We start from the raw sequence: 15,994 nt of genomic DNA, 5'->3' as shown, positions 1-15,994 counted from the left end.
AAGATGACGATTCCGACGGTCACCGCCCGCGTGTTGTTTCATTCCCCCACCCCGGCCGACGGTTTTCTCCCCGAAGGCCCGCGACAAGTGACGTTCAACGGCCGCTCGATGCTCGGCTGGGTGAACATCCAAACCGCGCCGGAAGCGACCACGGGAACACTCTGGTTGCGCGATTGGGAAACTGGCGAAACACTGCAATTCCCCCTTCCCGGCCGACCCGGATTTTTTCTGCCGACGGATATGCCCGATGTTGTTCTTGTCGGATTGACAAAGCAAATCGGTCTGTTTGATTTGAACGCCAAGACTTGGACGATGCTTGGGGAAATACCCGACAAAAACCCACGAACCATCATCAATGATGCCGAGATCACTCCGGATGGCCGATACGCGGTCTTCGGAACCAAAGACACCTTGTTCAAGGACACCATCGCCCAGCTATTCCTGTTCGACATTCGGGCGAAGACCATCCATGTGCTGGCCGACGGCCAAACCTGCTCCAACGGGAAAATCCTCCACGCGGACGGAGATGACTACATCTTTTACGACATCGACACCCCCACCCGCGAAGTCCGGAAGTATCGATTGCAGGTGGCCCCGCCGAAATTGGAATATCTTTCGACACCGCTTGATTTGAGGAACGAAATCGGCTTCCCGGATGGCATGGTTGATGCAGGGAATCAAACGGCGCTGATCGCTTTCTACAACCCGGATCATGCCGAACATGGTTTGGGTATCGCCTATGATCTGAACACCGGAAAGCGTGTCTATGAATGTCACATGCCCGGCTCTCCCCGAGTCACCTGCCCGCTATTGGTGGAACGGGAGAGCAAAAGTCTTGCGGTCTTCACAACCGCGCTGGAGGACATGCCATCCGGGCAAATGGTGAAATCACCGTCGGCCGGAGATCTGTTTTTCACGGAAATCGAAAACTTGCTCGTTCCGAAACCGGTGCTGGCAAAGACGAACGGGTAAATGACACTAAAGTTCCAATGCGAATGTCGCCGATGACTGGTGAGTCTGCATAAGATTGGTTGAATAGGTAATTTAGAAAAGCCCGCTCCGACGAATTGCCAAGTCATGGAACGACTGACCGAATTTCTCGAATCGCTTCGGCACCATCAACTGGTTCGCGGCCAGTTTAGGGCGATTCTGCATGTCGTGATCGGTCGCACAATCACCTTAAACGACGGAACGGTGGTTTCCTCCGGAGTGACTTGGCGGGAGTTGGCCAAGCTTTTGCAGACGATCCGCTGGGACAAGGAGTTGGTGCGTGAATTGGGTCTGAACCCCGATGATCTTCCCCCCCGTGACCGGCAGCGGTTTTGGTACATCGCCATCTCCACGGCCAAGGTAATGAGTTTGGACGCCCGAAATCTCGGCGACCAATTTGCCCGATTGGTGGTTCCCATCGGCTATCTCATCGGCCCGGCGCCCGGAAATTGATCTGACAGTCATTTCTTTCGCGTTGACCCGACTCACCGAAACCCTATCCTTAGCGTCACGAGAAAATCGCGCGACGATAATGACAAGGAGATTACGGTCATGCAGGCCGACGAACAAAAGGATCTGGAAACGAACTCGCTTGTTCAATCCTTAAGTTCGGTGAAGAACAAGATTGACGGCCGCACGCTGTATTACATCCTCGGCACGGCTTTATTGATCGTCGCCGGGGTGCTGTTGTTCCGCTATTTCTCCAAGCAGAAAACCCAGGCGAGAGACGCCAAGGTTCTGCAACTTGAGACCGCCGACACGGCGGACAAACTCAAGGCCTTGATGGAAGAACAACGCGGAACGATCTTCGGCAGCATCGCCAAGCTTCACATGGCCCGCCGGGCGCTCACCGTGGATGGCTTGGAAAAGATTGGCACGGACAAACCCGATGACCGCAAAAAAGCGGCCAACAGTCTGGATGATGCCAAGAAGTACTTCACCGATCTCACCAAGGAATTCAAATCCTACGACGAACCGGCCATGCTCCAAGAAGCGTGGGTGGGGCTTGCTCAAGCCGAGGAAGCATTGGTCGGCCTGCCCACGACCGAAGGCGGGAGTGATTCCCGTGGCGATGCGGACAAGGCGATTGAAGCTTACACACAAGCCGGATCGATCTTCCCGGATTTGGAACTCAGCAAGAAGTATGCGGCCCGCGCCAAGGAATTGAAGGACGACAAGGCCAAATTCATCGAGGCTCAGAAAGCCTTTTATGCAGCTCCTCCGGCCCCGGTGATCCCCATTGTCAAAGAATCGAACCCGGTGATTCCTCCGGTGACCAAGCAACCCGAACCGGTGGTTCCCCCGCCGGTGGTCAAGCAACCCGAACCGGTTGTTCCCCCGACGACCAAACTGCCTGACGTGCCGGATCTGAAGAAAGAACCGGAGCCTAAAAAAGCAACCGAACCGGAACCCAAGAAGGTCGATCCTCCAAAGGCCAAGTAGTCTAAATGTCTGAAGAATTTGAAGAAGATGATCTCTCCCCGCCAATCACGGCGGGGAGTTCTCGTTTGGGGCCGATCCATATCGACGTGAAAATTCGCGCCGAGGGGATGCGGTTGGATCGTTTTCTGGTTTTACACTTCACGGAATTCAGTCGAAGCCTGATCCAAGATTCCATCGAAGCCGGGAAAATCACGGTCAACAACAAGCCAAGCAAGGCAAGTTACAAAGTCCGGCACGGCGACCAGCTCCACATCCAGCTTCCCGAGCCCACGCATGATCTGCCGGTTCCCGAGGACATTCCGCTGGATGTTCTCTATGAGGACGACTGGCTGGCCTTGGTGAATAAACCCGCGAATATGGTGGTACATCCGGCGAAGGGCAACTGGTCCGGCACGCTCGTCAACGCTTTGCAATTCCGCTTCCGCGAGCTGAGCAATGCCAACGGCACCTATCGGGCGGGAATCGTCCACCGTCTTGACCGGGACACCAGCGGCGTCATCTTAATTGCCAAGGAAGAACAGACCCACCGGGAACTGGCGGCCGCCTTCGCGGATCGGCGGGTGTTCAAAGAATATGCGGCCGTCACTTCCGGAGAACTGGACCGCGACAGCGATTACATCGAGGGGCGCATCAAACACCACCCGCATGACCGGGTGAAGATGCTTGTCACCAACGACCAAAACGACGAGGAAGCCAAGGACGCTTGCAGCTTCTACGAAGTGGTCGAACGGTTTCGGGGACACACATTCGTCCGCGTGCAACCCCGCACGGGGCGAACACACCAAATCCGCGTCCATTTGGCAAGCGTCGGTTGCACGGTGATGGCCGACAAGGTTTACGGCGGCCGGGATCGTGTGATGCTGTCGGATGTCAACGGGATGCTCCCCGGCCACGAAGGGGATCATGCAATCATCACGCGACAAGCGTTGCATGCTTTCCGTTTGCGGTTTCAACATCCGCGATTGGGCAAATGGATTGAAATGGAAGCCCCGTTGCCAGAAGATTTTCAGTCCTTGCTTCAGGCCCTGCGAACCCATCGGAAAAAGTAAGAGCCGCCACTTGATCGCCTCGACGACAAGTAACGGCTCCGAAGATTTCTGTTTTCGTCCGAGACAATCGCTTCACTCAATCATCTTTTGGCTTCTTCGGATTTTCAATCAGAAGAAGAGCTTCGCCAGCTGCCAGGCGGAGTTCTTGATCGGTTGACGAAAGTGCCTTCCGAAGCGACGGGACGGCTGATTTGGCAGGGGGACCGTAACGGCCAAGCGCCACGGCCGCCGCACGGGCCAGACGGATATCATCTTCCAGCGCCGGAACCAAGGCCGGGACGGCGTCAACCGGATCCAGTTTGACGGCAACCAGCGTTCGCATGGCGATGATCCGGCATTCCACATCCCCCGTGGTGACCGCCCGGACAATCTCGGAGTTAGCGGCCTTGGCGGCCGCCCCATACCGTTGCAAGGCGACCAGGGCGGCTGACCGAAGATCCACATCAGGGTCGTTCGCCAACTTGGCAAGAGCCTCCACGGCTGCCGCCGAATCCTTGCCGGTCCCATTGGCCGGGGCGATTTTGCCCAACGCCCGGACTGCCGCCCAACGCACCGGAAGAACCGAATCCGAGGTCGCGGGAATCAACGCGCCGACGTGAACAAGCCCGCCGCCAAGAGGGTCCAATGCCTCGATGGCCGCCATCCGAATGACCGGGTCCGAATCTTGCAGGCATGAAGCCAGTTTTGGAACCAGTGGTTCAAAACCTTTGGTTCCAAAACTGGTGATGCCGGGATCGGCTGCGACGGCCGCTTTCCGGGCGTTGCCAAAAGACTCAACCACTTGAATGGCCGTGAGTCGTGCGGTGGCATCCTGATCGGCAAGCACACCGGCCAATTTCGGCAATTCAGTGTCTAACTTTTTGAGAATCGGAAAAAGCGGTTCCCAACGGTCGGTCTTGGGCTTTACCTCATCCGGGAACAACTCGCGGGAGGGATTTGATTCAAACGTGAAGATATCCGCCAAAGACGTTCCGATGGATTGATATCCCTTTAATCCCGTCACCCTTGTCGCCGGACGAGCGCCATTGAGGGAATTGGAGAGATAAGGCATGACCGTTGCCGCAATGTCCGCATATGGCTTGGCGTTTCGCACTGATTTGCTGGACGGGACGGCCGAGGTGACCAATCCCGTGGCGGCTTCCGCAAGCCCCTGCTGAACGGCCGGGTCCGTGGAGCCATCAAACAATTTGAAGGTTTTGTCGATCTCGGCCGGCAACGGGTAGCTTTTGCCAAACGCCCGCAGAGCCATGTTCACGATTTCGGGATCGGCAGGCTTGCTTTCCAGAAGATTCCGAATCGCCGGCCCCATGTCGGCCCGCGCCACCAGAGCCGGCGGCAGATCCGCGAGCAATGTCAGAGCCGCTTTTTGGGAATTGGGGTTCCCTGATTTGAGCGAATCCTTCACCGACGGAATGACCGCTTCAAGCCGTTTGATCGTGTCCTGATCGAGGGGTCGGTTGTTGTCCCGGCCTTGGGCAACCGACGATTCTTCCAACGCCACGAGACCCAGTCCCGTCGCACACCAAGCAAACACTTGTTTCCGCACGGACCATGCCATGATGCGACTCCCAATGCGATCAATGCCTCGGCCGGAACATCCACCGATTGTTCAATATGTCAAATGCCCGCCAGCTACCCCAAGGGCAATTTGCGTTCCATTCCGAAGCATGATGAAATGGCCTGTCAAAAATAACCGCTTGAATCGGTTGCACCGCGACCGCCACAAGGGAACGATGATCTCTGAAGAACTTCCCTTCAACTCTTCCAGCGCGAAGTCCCCCTGCTAGGATGATGGAAGGAAGCAACCTTTTAACCGGTGAATCATTTCACGCATGCTGACCCTTCCCGTCTTGCCGAGCCTGCCCGCCGACGAACCGCCCCGTCACCGTTTGCCCGCCTGGCTCAAGCGGACGCTGCCGAAGGGCAACGAAAACTTTTTCACGACTCGTCTCATCGACGATTTGAAATTGGAAACAGTGTGCGAGAGCGCCCGCTGTCCCAACCGGCCCGAATGCTACGCGCGACGAACTGCCACATTCATGATCCTCGGGAACATCTGCACCCGCCCTTGCGGCTTTTGCTCCGTGCCTCGCGGCACGCCGGAGGGCTTGGAAGACGACGAACCCGCCCGAGTGGCCGAGGCGGCTGACAGGCTTGGGTTGAAGCATGTCGTCATCACCTCCGTGACGAGAGATGATCTTCCCGATGGCGGGGCCGATCATTTTTATCGCTGCGTGGTGGCCGTCCGGGAACGAACCGGTGCGGCGGTAGAAGTGCTGACGCCCGATTTCATGGGCGATCATGCGGCCATCGACCGGGTGATCGAAGCGAATCCGGCCGTCTTCAATCACAACTTAGAGACGGTTCCCCGCCTGCACAAAAAAGTGCGGGGCAAGGCGGAATATCGCCGTAGTCTTGATCTGCTCAAACGGGTCAAGGAAGTTTCCCCAAGCATGGTGACCAAGACTGGCTTGATGCTTGGAATCGGCGAGACCATCGGCGAATTGTTCGATGTCATCGCGGACATCCGCGAGATTAATTGCGATGTGCTGACACTCGGGCAGTACTTGGCCCCCACGCTCAAACACATTCCGGTGTCGCGGTTTCTGCCCCCCGCCGAGTTTGATGAAATTGCCGCCAAGGCCAGGCAATTTGGTTTCAAACAAGTAGTGGCCGGGCCGTTCGTGCGGTCGAGTTACCATGCGGATGAAATGGTTCCGCACATGGAAATGACGGCATGAAGACTCCGGCCCCGTTCATCTCGTTGGACGGCATCGACGGGACGGGCAAATCGACCCAATGCCGTTTGTTAATTGACTGGCTTTCTTCCATCGGCATCCCCGCAATTCGCTGTGCCGATCCCGGAGGAACACCCGTTGGCGATCAACTTCGGGCGATTTTGCTCAACACAGAATCCCGCATGGGTGACCGCGCGGAAACATTGCTGTTCATGGCCAGCCGGGCCGAGTTGGTTCATCAAGTGATTCGTCCGGCCTTGGAAGCCGGAACAGTGGTCATCTCGGATCGGTTCGTCTCGGCGAATGTCGTTTATCAGGGCCATGCGGGTGACCTTGACCCGGAAGAGATTAGGATGGTCGGTCTGTTTTCCACCGGCCAACTGATGCCGGACCTGACCATGATTCTTGACATGCCCATTGGCGAGGCCGCCAAACGACGCGGCCGGACCGCCGACCGGCTCGAATCGCGAGGAGAAGCCTATTTTGAACGTGTCCGGGCGGGGTTTCGCACGGAGGCTGCCAACCGGCCGGACACATTCAGGATCATTGACGCATCGGCCTCCGTCGATGCGATTCAGACTGAGTTGCGCCGGCATGTCGCCCCCCTGCTCCGCTCGCGCGGATTGACGATCCCGACTGAATCATGAGTTGGAAACAAATCCTCGGCCACGACCGGATCATTCATCAATTTGCCAATGCCTGGCAAACCGGCCGGTTGGGTCATGCCTATCTGTTCGCGGGACCGCCCGGCATCGGCAAACAATCACTTGCCCGCGAATTGGCCAACACGCTGCTTTGTGAACGGAAGACCAGCTCTTTCGCATCTTGCGGAGAATGCGCGGGCTGTCATTTGTTCACCGCGAACACTCATCCCGATTACCTTTACGCGACCAAACCGGCCGACAAGAACGAGTTTCCCATCAAGCAAGTGCGAGAACTGATCGATCAATTCGGCATGAAATCTCTGCGCGGCGGTTACAAGATCGCCGTTTTGGATGATGCGGAGACTCTAAGCACCGAAGCGGCCAATGCCTTTTTGAAAACCCTTGAAGAACCACCGCCCAAGGCCATGCTCATCCTTCTTAGCCGGGTTGATTCGGAACAAATGCTCCCGACCATTCGTTCCCGGTGTCAGGTGGTGCGATTTTCGGCGCTGCTGCCTGCGGATGTGCGGGAAATTCTCAGTCGCCACGGAGTGGATGATCCGATTCTTCGGGATCGTCTCGCCCGCCTCGGCGGCGGCAGCCCCGGACAAGCGATCGAACTCAACGACCCGGATCTTTGGGCGTTTCGGAACATCCTTGTTGGCTTGTTGAAATCCGAGCAAATCGACAGCCTTGAGTTCACCAAGCAATGGCAGCAATTCATCGACGAAGCGGGCAAGGAAAGTGGCCCGAAGCGAAAGCGACTTGCGTTGGTGTTGAAGTTATTCGTCAATCTCCTTCAGGATGCCGTGCGGATTGTTCATGGAGTTCCCCCGCTGGTGGCTGATTCTGAATTACATGAGATATTGAGCAAGTTTGCCGAACGGGTCGGCCTCGACAAGATTGACCGGTGGACGGAGCGGGCGATTGCTGCCGACGACCAAAACGAGCGGTATGTGCAGATTGACCTGATTCTGGAAGCCTTTGCCGATTTTCTCGGCCGATAATCGGCAGATCGTTCTTGCGTGAATCGGAATCGCGTGTTATTTCGATCACATCATGAAATGGCCTTGGGCGATCCTTATTTGCTCGGCCGGGTGCAGTTCCGCACCCGTGGCCGACACGTTGGACTGGCTGCGGCCCGGTTATTCGGCCCCCGAACGCCCACGCGACATTGACGGCCCGCCGCCCAGACGATCCCTGCCGCCGGAAAGAGAGCTGCCGCCGAATCGACGTGATCCGGCAGACCGCCCTTCCATTCCGAATCCGAACATCCCCGGCGACAATGACCCGCCTCCGTTGCCACCACCGCCGACAGGTTGAGGAAAGCGATTTCTTCGTTCCTTCGTTGCATCCGGCCATCTCCCCGGCTACCCTGTCTGGACGTTTCCCGTTCATCGGAAGTGACCAGTCATGCGACTCCTTTTAAGCCTGCTCCTCGTGGCGAGTTTGACGTCTCCAATGTTGGCCCAGAATTTTGACCCGCCGCCAGCCAAATCCCCGGATGCCGCCGCCCTGAAACTGATTGCCGAGAAGAAAACAACTCTCGATGAAGCGGTGGCATCGGCAGTCAAAAAATTGTCCCCGGAACACCAGGCAGATTTGCTGATCTACCCGAAGGCCATCGAATGGATCACCCGCCATCATGAATATTTCACCGCCGACATCGGCAAGCAAATTCTGGCCGTGATCGATCAGGGGATGAAGCGTTCCGAACTGGCCAAAACTGGCAAGCCAGCATGGCTGGACGTCTCCGGAAAGTCTGTCGCCCGAGCATATCGTTCCGACGTGGACGGTTCGGTTCAGCCATATGGGGTGTGGTATCCCGCCGGTTATGGCAAAGAAAAGAAAAAGTGGCGAATCGACATCATGCTTCATGGCCGGGACAGCACCCTGACCGAAGTGAAATTTCTCAACAGCCACGCGGAAAAAAACACCCCCAAAGATAACGATTTTATCCAGCTCGACATTTATGGCCGGGGGAACAACGCCTATCGTTGGGCCGGGGAGAACGATGTTTTTGAAGCCCTTGCCGGTTTCATCGCAACGGAAAAATCGCTGGGCCGGGCCGACTTGCTGGATGTTCGACGGGTGGTTCTCAAAGGTTTTTCGATGGGCGGGGCGGGAACCTGGCATCTTGGTCTGCGTCATCCGGATCGGTTTGTGGCGATTCAACCGGGAGCCGGTTTCACCACCACTCACGGTTACATCGGCGGTTTGCCGGAGGTTCTGCCGCAACCTGTGGAAGAGATGCTGACGATCTATGACGCGCTCAATTATGTCGCCAACGTTTCGGACGTTCCCGTGGTTGCCTACAGCGGAGAAATCGACAAGCAACGTCTCGCGGCCGACAACATCGAAAAGCGATTGAAAGAACTAGGGCTTTCCAAACACATGACCCATCTGATCGGGCCGGGTCTCGAACACAAATTCCCGCCCGAATGGCAGAAGAAAGCCGAGGAGAAACTGCAAGAGTTTGCCGGAACGGGCAAGGCCAGACCGTTCATGCCTGCGAAAGTGAATTTCACCACATTCACCCTGAAAAATGCAACATGCGACTGGGTTCAAATCGAGGGCATGGAACACCACTATCAAGCCGCAAATGTGGTTGGCGCTTGGGACGGTAAATCATTCGATTTGAAGACACAAAACATCCGACGGCTGACCCTGACCAATACCGAACCCGCCAGTTCTGGATTTCCCGGACAAGTGACAATTGACGGCCAAAACGTGGGAAGTGTCAATGAGGATAAGGCCCTCACCCGCTCATTCGTCAAGTTGAACGGCCAATGGAGCATGGCCAAAGAAACCTCTTCAACTTTGGAAAAGAGGCCAAACCTGCAAGGGCCGATTGACGACGCTTTTACGAAAGCCTTCGTCTGTGTGGTCGGAACCGGCAAACCCGCAAACCAGGAAATGCACACAGCCGCGATGGCTCAATTGGAACGGTTCAAACGTGAATGGGACAAGAATCTTCGTGGCGAACTTCGGGTGGTCAAAGATTCGGAATTGATCCCGTCCGAGATCGGAAACAAGTCGTTGATCCTCTTTGGCGATCCGTCCAGCAATTCGCTCATCGCCAGATTGCTGCCTGAATTGCCCTTCAAATGGACTTCGGAAAACCTGACTGTCAATGGAGGGGTTTATCCCGCAAAGAGTCATCTCCCGATGATGATTTATCCCCATCCCAAAACTCCGGGCGCGTATGTCGTTTTAAACTCCGGCCACACGTTTCATGAGGCTGAGTTCAAGGGAACAAACGCGCAACTCTACCCGCGATTGGGAGATTTTGCCGTTGTCAAACCAACACCGACGGCCAAAGACAAGGCCGCTTTCGAGGTGATCGAAAACGGCCTTTTTGATGAGTTTTGGAAGTTCCCGAAAAAGTAATCGGTCACGAAGGGAACGTGGCGCTAATCACCGATTGGGCCCGATGTCGGGCGTGGTCGGTTTTTTTTTCCGCGCGATACGCCAACCCTGCGGCGACGAACGCTCGAAACAGCGGATGAGCCTTGGTCGGCTTGGATTTGAATTCCGGATGACATTGCACGCCGACGAACCACGGGTGATCGGCCAGTTCCAACACCTCGACCAACGTGCTGTCCGGGGTGGTCCCGGAGATGGTTAATCCGGCTTTGGAGAACACGTCCCGGTAATCGTTGTTGAATTCATAACGATGGCGGTGACGCTCCCAAATAAATTCAGACCCATAAGCCTCGCGCGCCTTGCTCCCGTCGGCCAGACGGCACTCATAAGCCCCCAATCGCATGGTGCCACCAACTTGGGTGACCTTCTTTTGGTCATCCAGAAGGGCGACCACCGGATATGGGGTGGTGAGATTGAATTCGGTGGAGTTCGCTTCTTCCAAGCCCAATACGTTCCGAGCAAACTCGATGGCTGCGCACTGTAACCCGAGGCAGATTCCGAAAAAGGGAATCTTCTTCTCACGCGCAAACCGGATGGCTTCCAATTTGCCAAGCACACCTCGCTTGTCGAACCCGCCCGGCACGAGGATGGCATCGGCCCCGGCCAGAGCTTTTTCGGCGCCTTCGGCCTCGACTTTTTCCGCCTCGATCTTGCGGATGTTCACCCGGCAGTGATTGGCGATTCCCGCGTGAACAAGTGATTCATACACGGATTTGTAGGCGTCGTGATGTTTCACATATTTGCCGACCACGGCAATATTCACATCCCGGTCCCAAGCCCGCATGGAATCGATCATGGACTTCCAATCGTCCATGTTCAGTGGTTTCGCATTGGTGATGGCCAACCGTTCGATTACCAGTTCGTCGAGTTTGTTGTTCACCAAGCTGAGGGGGACTTCGTAAATCGTGTATTCTTTGTCCCGTTCCTCGATGACCGCCCGTCGTTCCACGTTACAGGACTGGGCGATTTTTTCGGCTTCTTCCTTGGGAAGTTCCCGTTCCGTCCGGCAGATCAGCACGTCGGGTTGGATGCCGATCTTGCGAAGCTCGCCAACGCTATGCTGGGTGGGCTTCGTTTTGCACTCTCCGGCCGCCTTCAAGTACGGCACAAGAGTGAGATGAATGTACATGCAATTGTTTCGGCCAACATCCAGGTTAAATTGCCGGATGGCTTCCAAGAACGGCATGGCCTCAATGTCGCCGACGGTGCCGCCGACTTCCGTGATGACCACATCCACATCCGGAGTGGCTAGTTTGCGAATGCAGGACTTGATCTCGTCCGTGATATGCGGGATGACTTGAACCGTGCGGCCCTTGTATTCCCCCTTGCGTTCCTTCGTGATGACCGAGGAATAGATTTTCCCCGTCGTGAAATTGCAATCGCGGTTGAGCGGGGCGTTGGTGAAGCGTTCATAATGTCCGAGATCAAGATCCGTTTCGGCTCCGTCGTCGAGCACATACACTTCACCGTGCTGGTACGGACTCATCGTCCCCGGATCGACGTTGATGTACGGGTCCATCTTTTGCAGCCGGACATTCAACCCCCGGCGTTCCAGCATCAGGCCGATGCAGGCACACGTGAGCCCCTTGCCGAGCGAGCTAACTACGCCGCCGGTCACGAAAATATACTTGGTCATGGACAAGCGGACTTTCTTGAAGTGGGTTTGGGGAGTGGTCCCGCGCGCCCCAAACGCGGGAATTCATTCCATCTTCATTATACCGGATGACTCGCCCCGGTCCGCCTCCGAACTGCTTAGACGGCGGGATCGTTTACCTGACGCCGACGGTACTCGGCCACAAAACGCTCATAATCCGCCGGGGTGTCCACCCCGTGACCGGCAGTCGGAACGATTCCCACACGAATTGTCCATCCGTAGCCAAGGGCGCGAAGTTGTTCCAGTTTTTCCGATTCTTCCAACGGATGGGGTGAAAGCATTGCAAATTTCAACAGAGCATCCCGGCGATAGGCATATAGGCCGAGATGATGCAGAAACTTTGGCGGCTCCGCGTTGAAGTCCGGCAGCGCATCACGAACGTAGGGGATTGGCGAACGGCTGAAATACAAGGCATTCCCCGCCCGGTCGCAGACCACTTTCACAGCGTTCGGATTGTGGTAAGTTTCCTCGTTACGAACCGGCACGGCCAAAGTCGCCATTTCGGCGGCCGGATCGTCAAGCATCAATTGATTGAGCAATTCGAGATAGGAAGGGTTAAGAAGCGGCTCATCCCCTTGGAGGTTGATGACAATATCCGCTTGAAGAGCAGCCGCCACTTCCGCAATCCGGTCTGTTCCCGAGGGGTGGTCGTTGCGGGTCGACGCCGCATGACCGCCGAAACTGGCCACGGCGGCCATGATCCGGGAATCATCCGTGGCAATGATGACTTGGTCGATCCCACGAACTTTCAAAGCTTGCTCGTAGACATGCTGCACCAGAAACTTACCTGTTTCTCGCAGGAGGGCCTTCGCGGGCAGACGGGTGGATTCGTACCTTGCCGGAATGACGATCACGGAACTCATGAGACGACTTCCTGTCGATAAAACCTATTGGGAAAAGTGTAAGTTCATCCAGTGTGATTGTGTAGCCCGTCCAACAAGTCCCGCATCTTCTTGACCAAGGACACGTCCGTCGAACGGTAAAAGCACTCCCCATCGCCCGAGGCCGAACCGAACTGAATCGCCGGGCGATGTCTTGCGGAACGATCCTCCCGGTCTGAACGTAACGACGCATGAATTTGATCGCAGCCCGTATGGGCGATCACTTCCCGCATATTTTGAGTTTTGATGCCGCCCGCCGGGAGGATTTCAATCCGGCCAGCCGCTTGGGAAATCAATTCGTTGATGAGCGAGCATCCGGCCAAAGTCACCGGTTGTTGGCCCGAGGTCATCACCCGTGCGAAACCGAGATGAATAAGTTGTTCGAGGGCGGCCTTCGGTTCCGGCGTCAAATCGAAGGCCCGGTGAAAGATCGCCCGGCCGGTTCCGGCCAGTTCGACGATTTCCCGACAACGATTCATGTCGACCAAGCCATCTTCGGTCAGAATTCCGAAAACGATGGCATCAGCCCCATGATTGAGGAACCATTTGGCTTCCTCAATCATCATTTGAAATTCGTTTGCAGAGTAATGAAATCCGCCGGGCCGGGGGCGAATCATCACACACAACGGAAGCGAAACGACTTCTCTGATCCGAAGAAACACGCCGGGGGACGGAGTCAGCCCGCCCAATTCCAAGGCCGAGTTTAGTTCCAGCCGATCCGCCCCGCCTTGGGCGGCGGCGAGGGCGTCATCAAGGGTGGCCGTGCAAACTTCTAGAAGAATCCGGCTCATGACTGGCTCGGCGGCGGGTCATCGTCCAACCCGGCTCCGAAATCGTCATTCTGATCGGCCGGCATGTTGGCCGAGTCGAAGATCGTGACCATCGGCACTTCGCTCAACTCGGCGGGGACGACATGCACCTTCGTCCCCTTGGCGAGCGCGTCGTCCACTTGGGCTTTCTTGATCGTTTCCTCGGTGCTGGTCGGATCCACATTTCGACAGGCATCTGTCAACCGCACGGCCAAATCCCGCAAGAATTCCCGCCATTCTTCCTGGGTCGTCTCGGGAGGAGTGGATTGGGCAAACTCATCGCACAAGAGGATTAGCCGGAGGAGATGCCGGAAGATAATGCCTTCCTGCTTGGTCAAATCCTTGGTGCGAACATAGAGGTTGAAGTTCCCGGCAAAGTCTTTGAGCAACTCCCCGGCGGCCCAGACGGAGTAGACTTCCAAGTCCGTCATGTCCGGATGCTTCAGCTCGAAATACATTTTGAGTTTTTCGGCAAACCACGGTTCCGGTTCCGGCCGTTCTTCCCACGGAACCCAGCCCCCGTCTTCCTCCTCTTCTTCTCCGGGAGGGGGAACGACAGCCAGCAAACCGGCTTGTTCCAAGGCAACGCGGACCCGTTCTGTTTCCAATGGTCCGGGAGCGACGCCACGCGGCCGGACTGATTTCAGCAGCGGTCTGGGCATTTCCAAAACACTTTCAAACACCTGCACACGCTCGTCCCAACTCGCCTTGCCCAGAACTTCCATCAGGAAGGTTCCATAAAGCGGATGGACGCTACGGAAGGCCATCAATTGATCGAGTTTTGCAGTTGGAACGGCTCGGTCGGCTTTGTATTCCTCGGGATATTTGCCCGCCTCATCCTTGATCGGAGCCGGTTCCAATGCAACGAATTCATCTTCGTGAAGCGTCAACAACATCCGCTCCATCTGCTTCTCGCCCGCCACGATCCGGGGAGCGTCCAGCAATCGCTTGCGAATGACGCCGCGAATTCGGGAGACTTCCGGCGAAATTTGAAGCAGATAGCCAAGCAACCGCCAAGGCAGTGGCCCCTTGCTGTACAACCGGCCGGGAGGAGCGGTTTTCAGTTTCTCGAAACTGGCCTCGTTCCAATATTGCCGGTTCGAGTTTCGATCCGGTTTTTTGCGTTTCAGTTCTTTTTTCTTTTTGAGCAATCCCGGGTCTTTGGTGTTTTCGGGAATTTGATCGTACTGCTTTTTCCACCGCAAAATTCGCACGTCGTCTTCGTGAGCCAACGCGAAAACGAACCCCTGTGTGTCGTATTGCGGACGCCCGGCCCGGCCGAAAATCTGGTGGGCAGAACTCGCATCGACCAGCTTTTCTTTGCCGAACGGCCCTTTCATCAAACTGGTCATCACCACCGACCGGGCGGGCAAGTTGATCCCGGCCGCCAGTGTCTCCGTACAGACAGCAACGCTCAATAATTTCTGTTGAAATAGGTCTTCCACAGCCCGGCGATAGAAGGGCAACAACCCGGCATGGTGGACGCCCACGCCACGGCGAAGAATCTGCTTGAGTTTTGGCCCCACCCCGTTCGGCCAATGGTATTTGTCCACTTCGGCATTGAGGCGGGCTTTGTTCTCAGCCGGGAGAACATCCAACCCCTTGAGCATCTCGGCGGTGGACCAGCATTCGTCCCGGTTGAAGCAAAACACCAACGCCGGCACTTTGCGAGTGGCTTCCGGACCTTTCGCGCAATCGACGAGAAATTCCCCGAGAAACTGGTCGGGAACATACTGATAGGTGAGCGGAATTTTTCGGTCGAAACTCTCGACCAGTTCGACCGTCCGTTGATGGGAGAACTTCAACCAGTTGATGAACTCGGCTGAGTTGCCCACCGTGGCCGAGAGCAACATCAACCGGACATTCTTCGGCAACAAGGCGAGGGACAACTCCCAGACGATACCCCGCTCCACGTCGGCGAAACTGTGGAACTCGTCCATGACCACCGAGGCGACATCCGAAAAATCGGAACCGTCTGGTTGGAGTAGCCGATTCAGCAGAATCTCGGCCACGACGATCAGAACGCGGGCGTCGGGATTGACCTTTCGGTTCCCGGTGATGAGGCCGATGTCGTCTTTGGAAAAACCCCATCGCTCGGCGGCGGCCTGCATTTCCTGAAACTTCTGCTCGGTCAGGGCAATCAACGGCGTGGTGTAATAGGCCACTTTGCGGGTGTGCAATGCTTCAAACAAAGCCGCCTGGGCAATCAGCGTTTTTCCCGTGCCCGTGGGTGCGCAGACCATCACCCCCTCATCCGTAGTGAACCATGTCAGGAGGGCTTCCTCCTGCACCGGGTACGGGGGATATGGCAGTTGCTCTAAATACTTGTTGGCGAGTTCGTCACGGGTCATGAACGGCAA

The 15,994-nt window shown here is 56.3% G+C and carries 13 protein-coding genes; 8 read left to right on the top strand and 5 right to left on the bottom strand.

Translation table 11 applies throughout. The features are described 5' to 3' along the window. Positions 1-3 precede the first annotated feature (3 nt). From BGIM_RS0107705 to BGIM_RS0107690, 4 genes are all read left to right on the top strand, one after another. A complete protein-coding gene (locus BGIM_RS0107705; protein ID WP_157368663.1) occupies positions 4-972 on the top strand; it encodes an SMP-30/gluconolactonase/LRE family protein in 969 nt (322 codons plus the stop codon). Positions 973-1,077: 105 nt separating this feature from the next. Continuing rightward, a complete protein-coding gene (locus tag BGIM_RS0107700) occupies positions 1,078-1,443 on the top strand; it encodes a hypothetical protein (RefSeq protein ID WP_020469211.1) in 366 nt (121 codons plus the stop codon). 99 nt (positions 1,444-1,542) lie between these two features. Then, the gene (locus BGIM_RS0107695; RefSeq protein WP_020469210.1) at positions 1,543-2,433 is read left to right on the top strand and encodes a YfgM family protein; all 891 of its coding nucleotides are present in this window, start codon (positions 1,543-1,545) and stop codon (positions 2,431-2,433) included. Positions 2,434-2,438: 5 nt separating this feature from the next. Next, the gene (locus BGIM_RS0107690) at positions 2,439-3,482 is read left to right on the top strand and encodes an RluA family pseudouridine synthase (RefSeq protein WP_020469209.1); all 1,044 of its coding nucleotides are present in this window, start codon (positions 2,439-2,441) and stop codon (positions 3,480-3,482) included. A 76-nt stretch (positions 3,483-3,558) separates the two neighbouring features. On the opposite strand, the gene BGIM_RS0107685 is transcribed toward BGIM_RS0107690, so the two are convergent. After that, entirely contained in the window at positions 3,559-5,040 is a 1,482-nt protein-coding gene (locus tag BGIM_RS0107685) for a HEAT repeat domain-containing protein (RefSeq protein WP_020469208.1), read from the bottom strand. Positions 5,041-5,314: 274 nt separating this feature from the next. Between BGIM_RS0107685 and lipA the strand changes: the two genes are divergently transcribed. From lipA to BGIM_RS0107660, 4 genes are all read left to right on the top strand, one after another. Continuing rightward, positions 5,315-6,223: a lipoyl synthase gene (gene lipA / locus BGIM_RS0107680; protein ID WP_020469207.1), complete on the top strand. Its 909-nt coding sequence runs from the start codon at positions 5,315-5,317 to the stop codon at positions 6,221-6,223. After that, a complete protein-coding gene (gene tmk, locus BGIM_RS0107675; RefSeq protein ID WP_020469206.1) occupies positions 6,220-6,867 on the top strand; it encodes a dTMP kinase in 648 nt (215 codons plus the stop codon). Before lipA ends, tmk begins: the two co-directional genes overlap by 4 nt. Then, entirely contained in the window at positions 6,864-7,871 is a 1,008-nt protein-coding gene (gene holB / locus BGIM_RS49225; protein ID WP_020469205.1) for a DNA polymerase III subunit delta', read from the top strand. Before tmk ends, holB begins: the two co-directional genes overlap by 4 nt. A gap of 406 nt (positions 7,872-8,277) precedes the next feature. Next, positions 8,278-10,254: an alpha/beta fold hydrolase gene (locus BGIM_RS0107660; RefSeq protein ID WP_020469203.1), complete on the top strand. Its 1,977-nt coding sequence runs from the start codon at positions 8,278-8,280 to the stop codon at positions 10,252-10,254. Between the two features lie 4 nt (positions 10,255-10,258). On the opposite strand, the gene BGIM_RS49220 is transcribed toward BGIM_RS0107660, so the two are convergent. The 4 genes from BGIM_RS49220 to BGIM_RS49215 all read right to left on the bottom strand — a co-directional run bounded on the left by BGIM_RS49220 (position 10,259) and on the right by BGIM_RS49215 (position 15,985). After that, positions 10,259-11,926 (bottom strand): CTP synthase, encoded by a 1,668-nt coding sequence (locus BGIM_RS49220; protein ID WP_020469202.1) that lies wholly within the window; start codon positions 11,924-11,926, stop codon positions 10,259-10,261. 116 nt (positions 11,927-12,042) lie between these two features. After that, a complete protein-coding gene (gene kdsB / locus BGIM_RS0107650) occupies positions 12,043-12,807 on the bottom strand; it encodes a 3-deoxy-manno-octulosonate cytidylyltransferase (RefSeq protein WP_020469201.1) in 765 nt (254 codons plus the stop codon). 44 nt (positions 12,808-12,851) lie between these two features. Beyond that, positions 12,852-13,616 (bottom strand): copper homeostasis protein CutC, encoded by a 765-nt coding sequence (locus BGIM_RS0107645; RefSeq protein ID WP_020469200.1) that lies wholly within the window; start codon positions 13,614-13,616, stop codon positions 12,852-12,854. Next, positions 13,613-15,985 carry a DEAD/DEAH box helicase gene (locus BGIM_RS49215; RefSeq protein WP_020469199.1) on the bottom strand — a complete coding sequence of 791 codons (2,373 nt, stop codon included), beginning with the start codon at positions 15,983-15,985 and terminating at the stop codon, positions 13,613-13,615. Before BGIM_RS49215 ends, BGIM_RS0107645 begins: the two co-directional genes overlap by 4 nt. Positions 15,986-15,994: the final 9 nt, after the last annotated feature.

The organism is Zavarzinella formosa DSM 19928, from assembly GCF_000255705.1.
In the GTDB taxonomy this organism is placed as follows: domain Bacteria; phylum Planctomycetota; class Planctomycetia; order Gemmatales; family Gemmataceae; genus Zavarzinella; species Zavarzinella formosa.
Note: the sequence above shows the minus strand (reverse complement) of the source record. Positions and strands in the feature narration are given on the sequence as shown.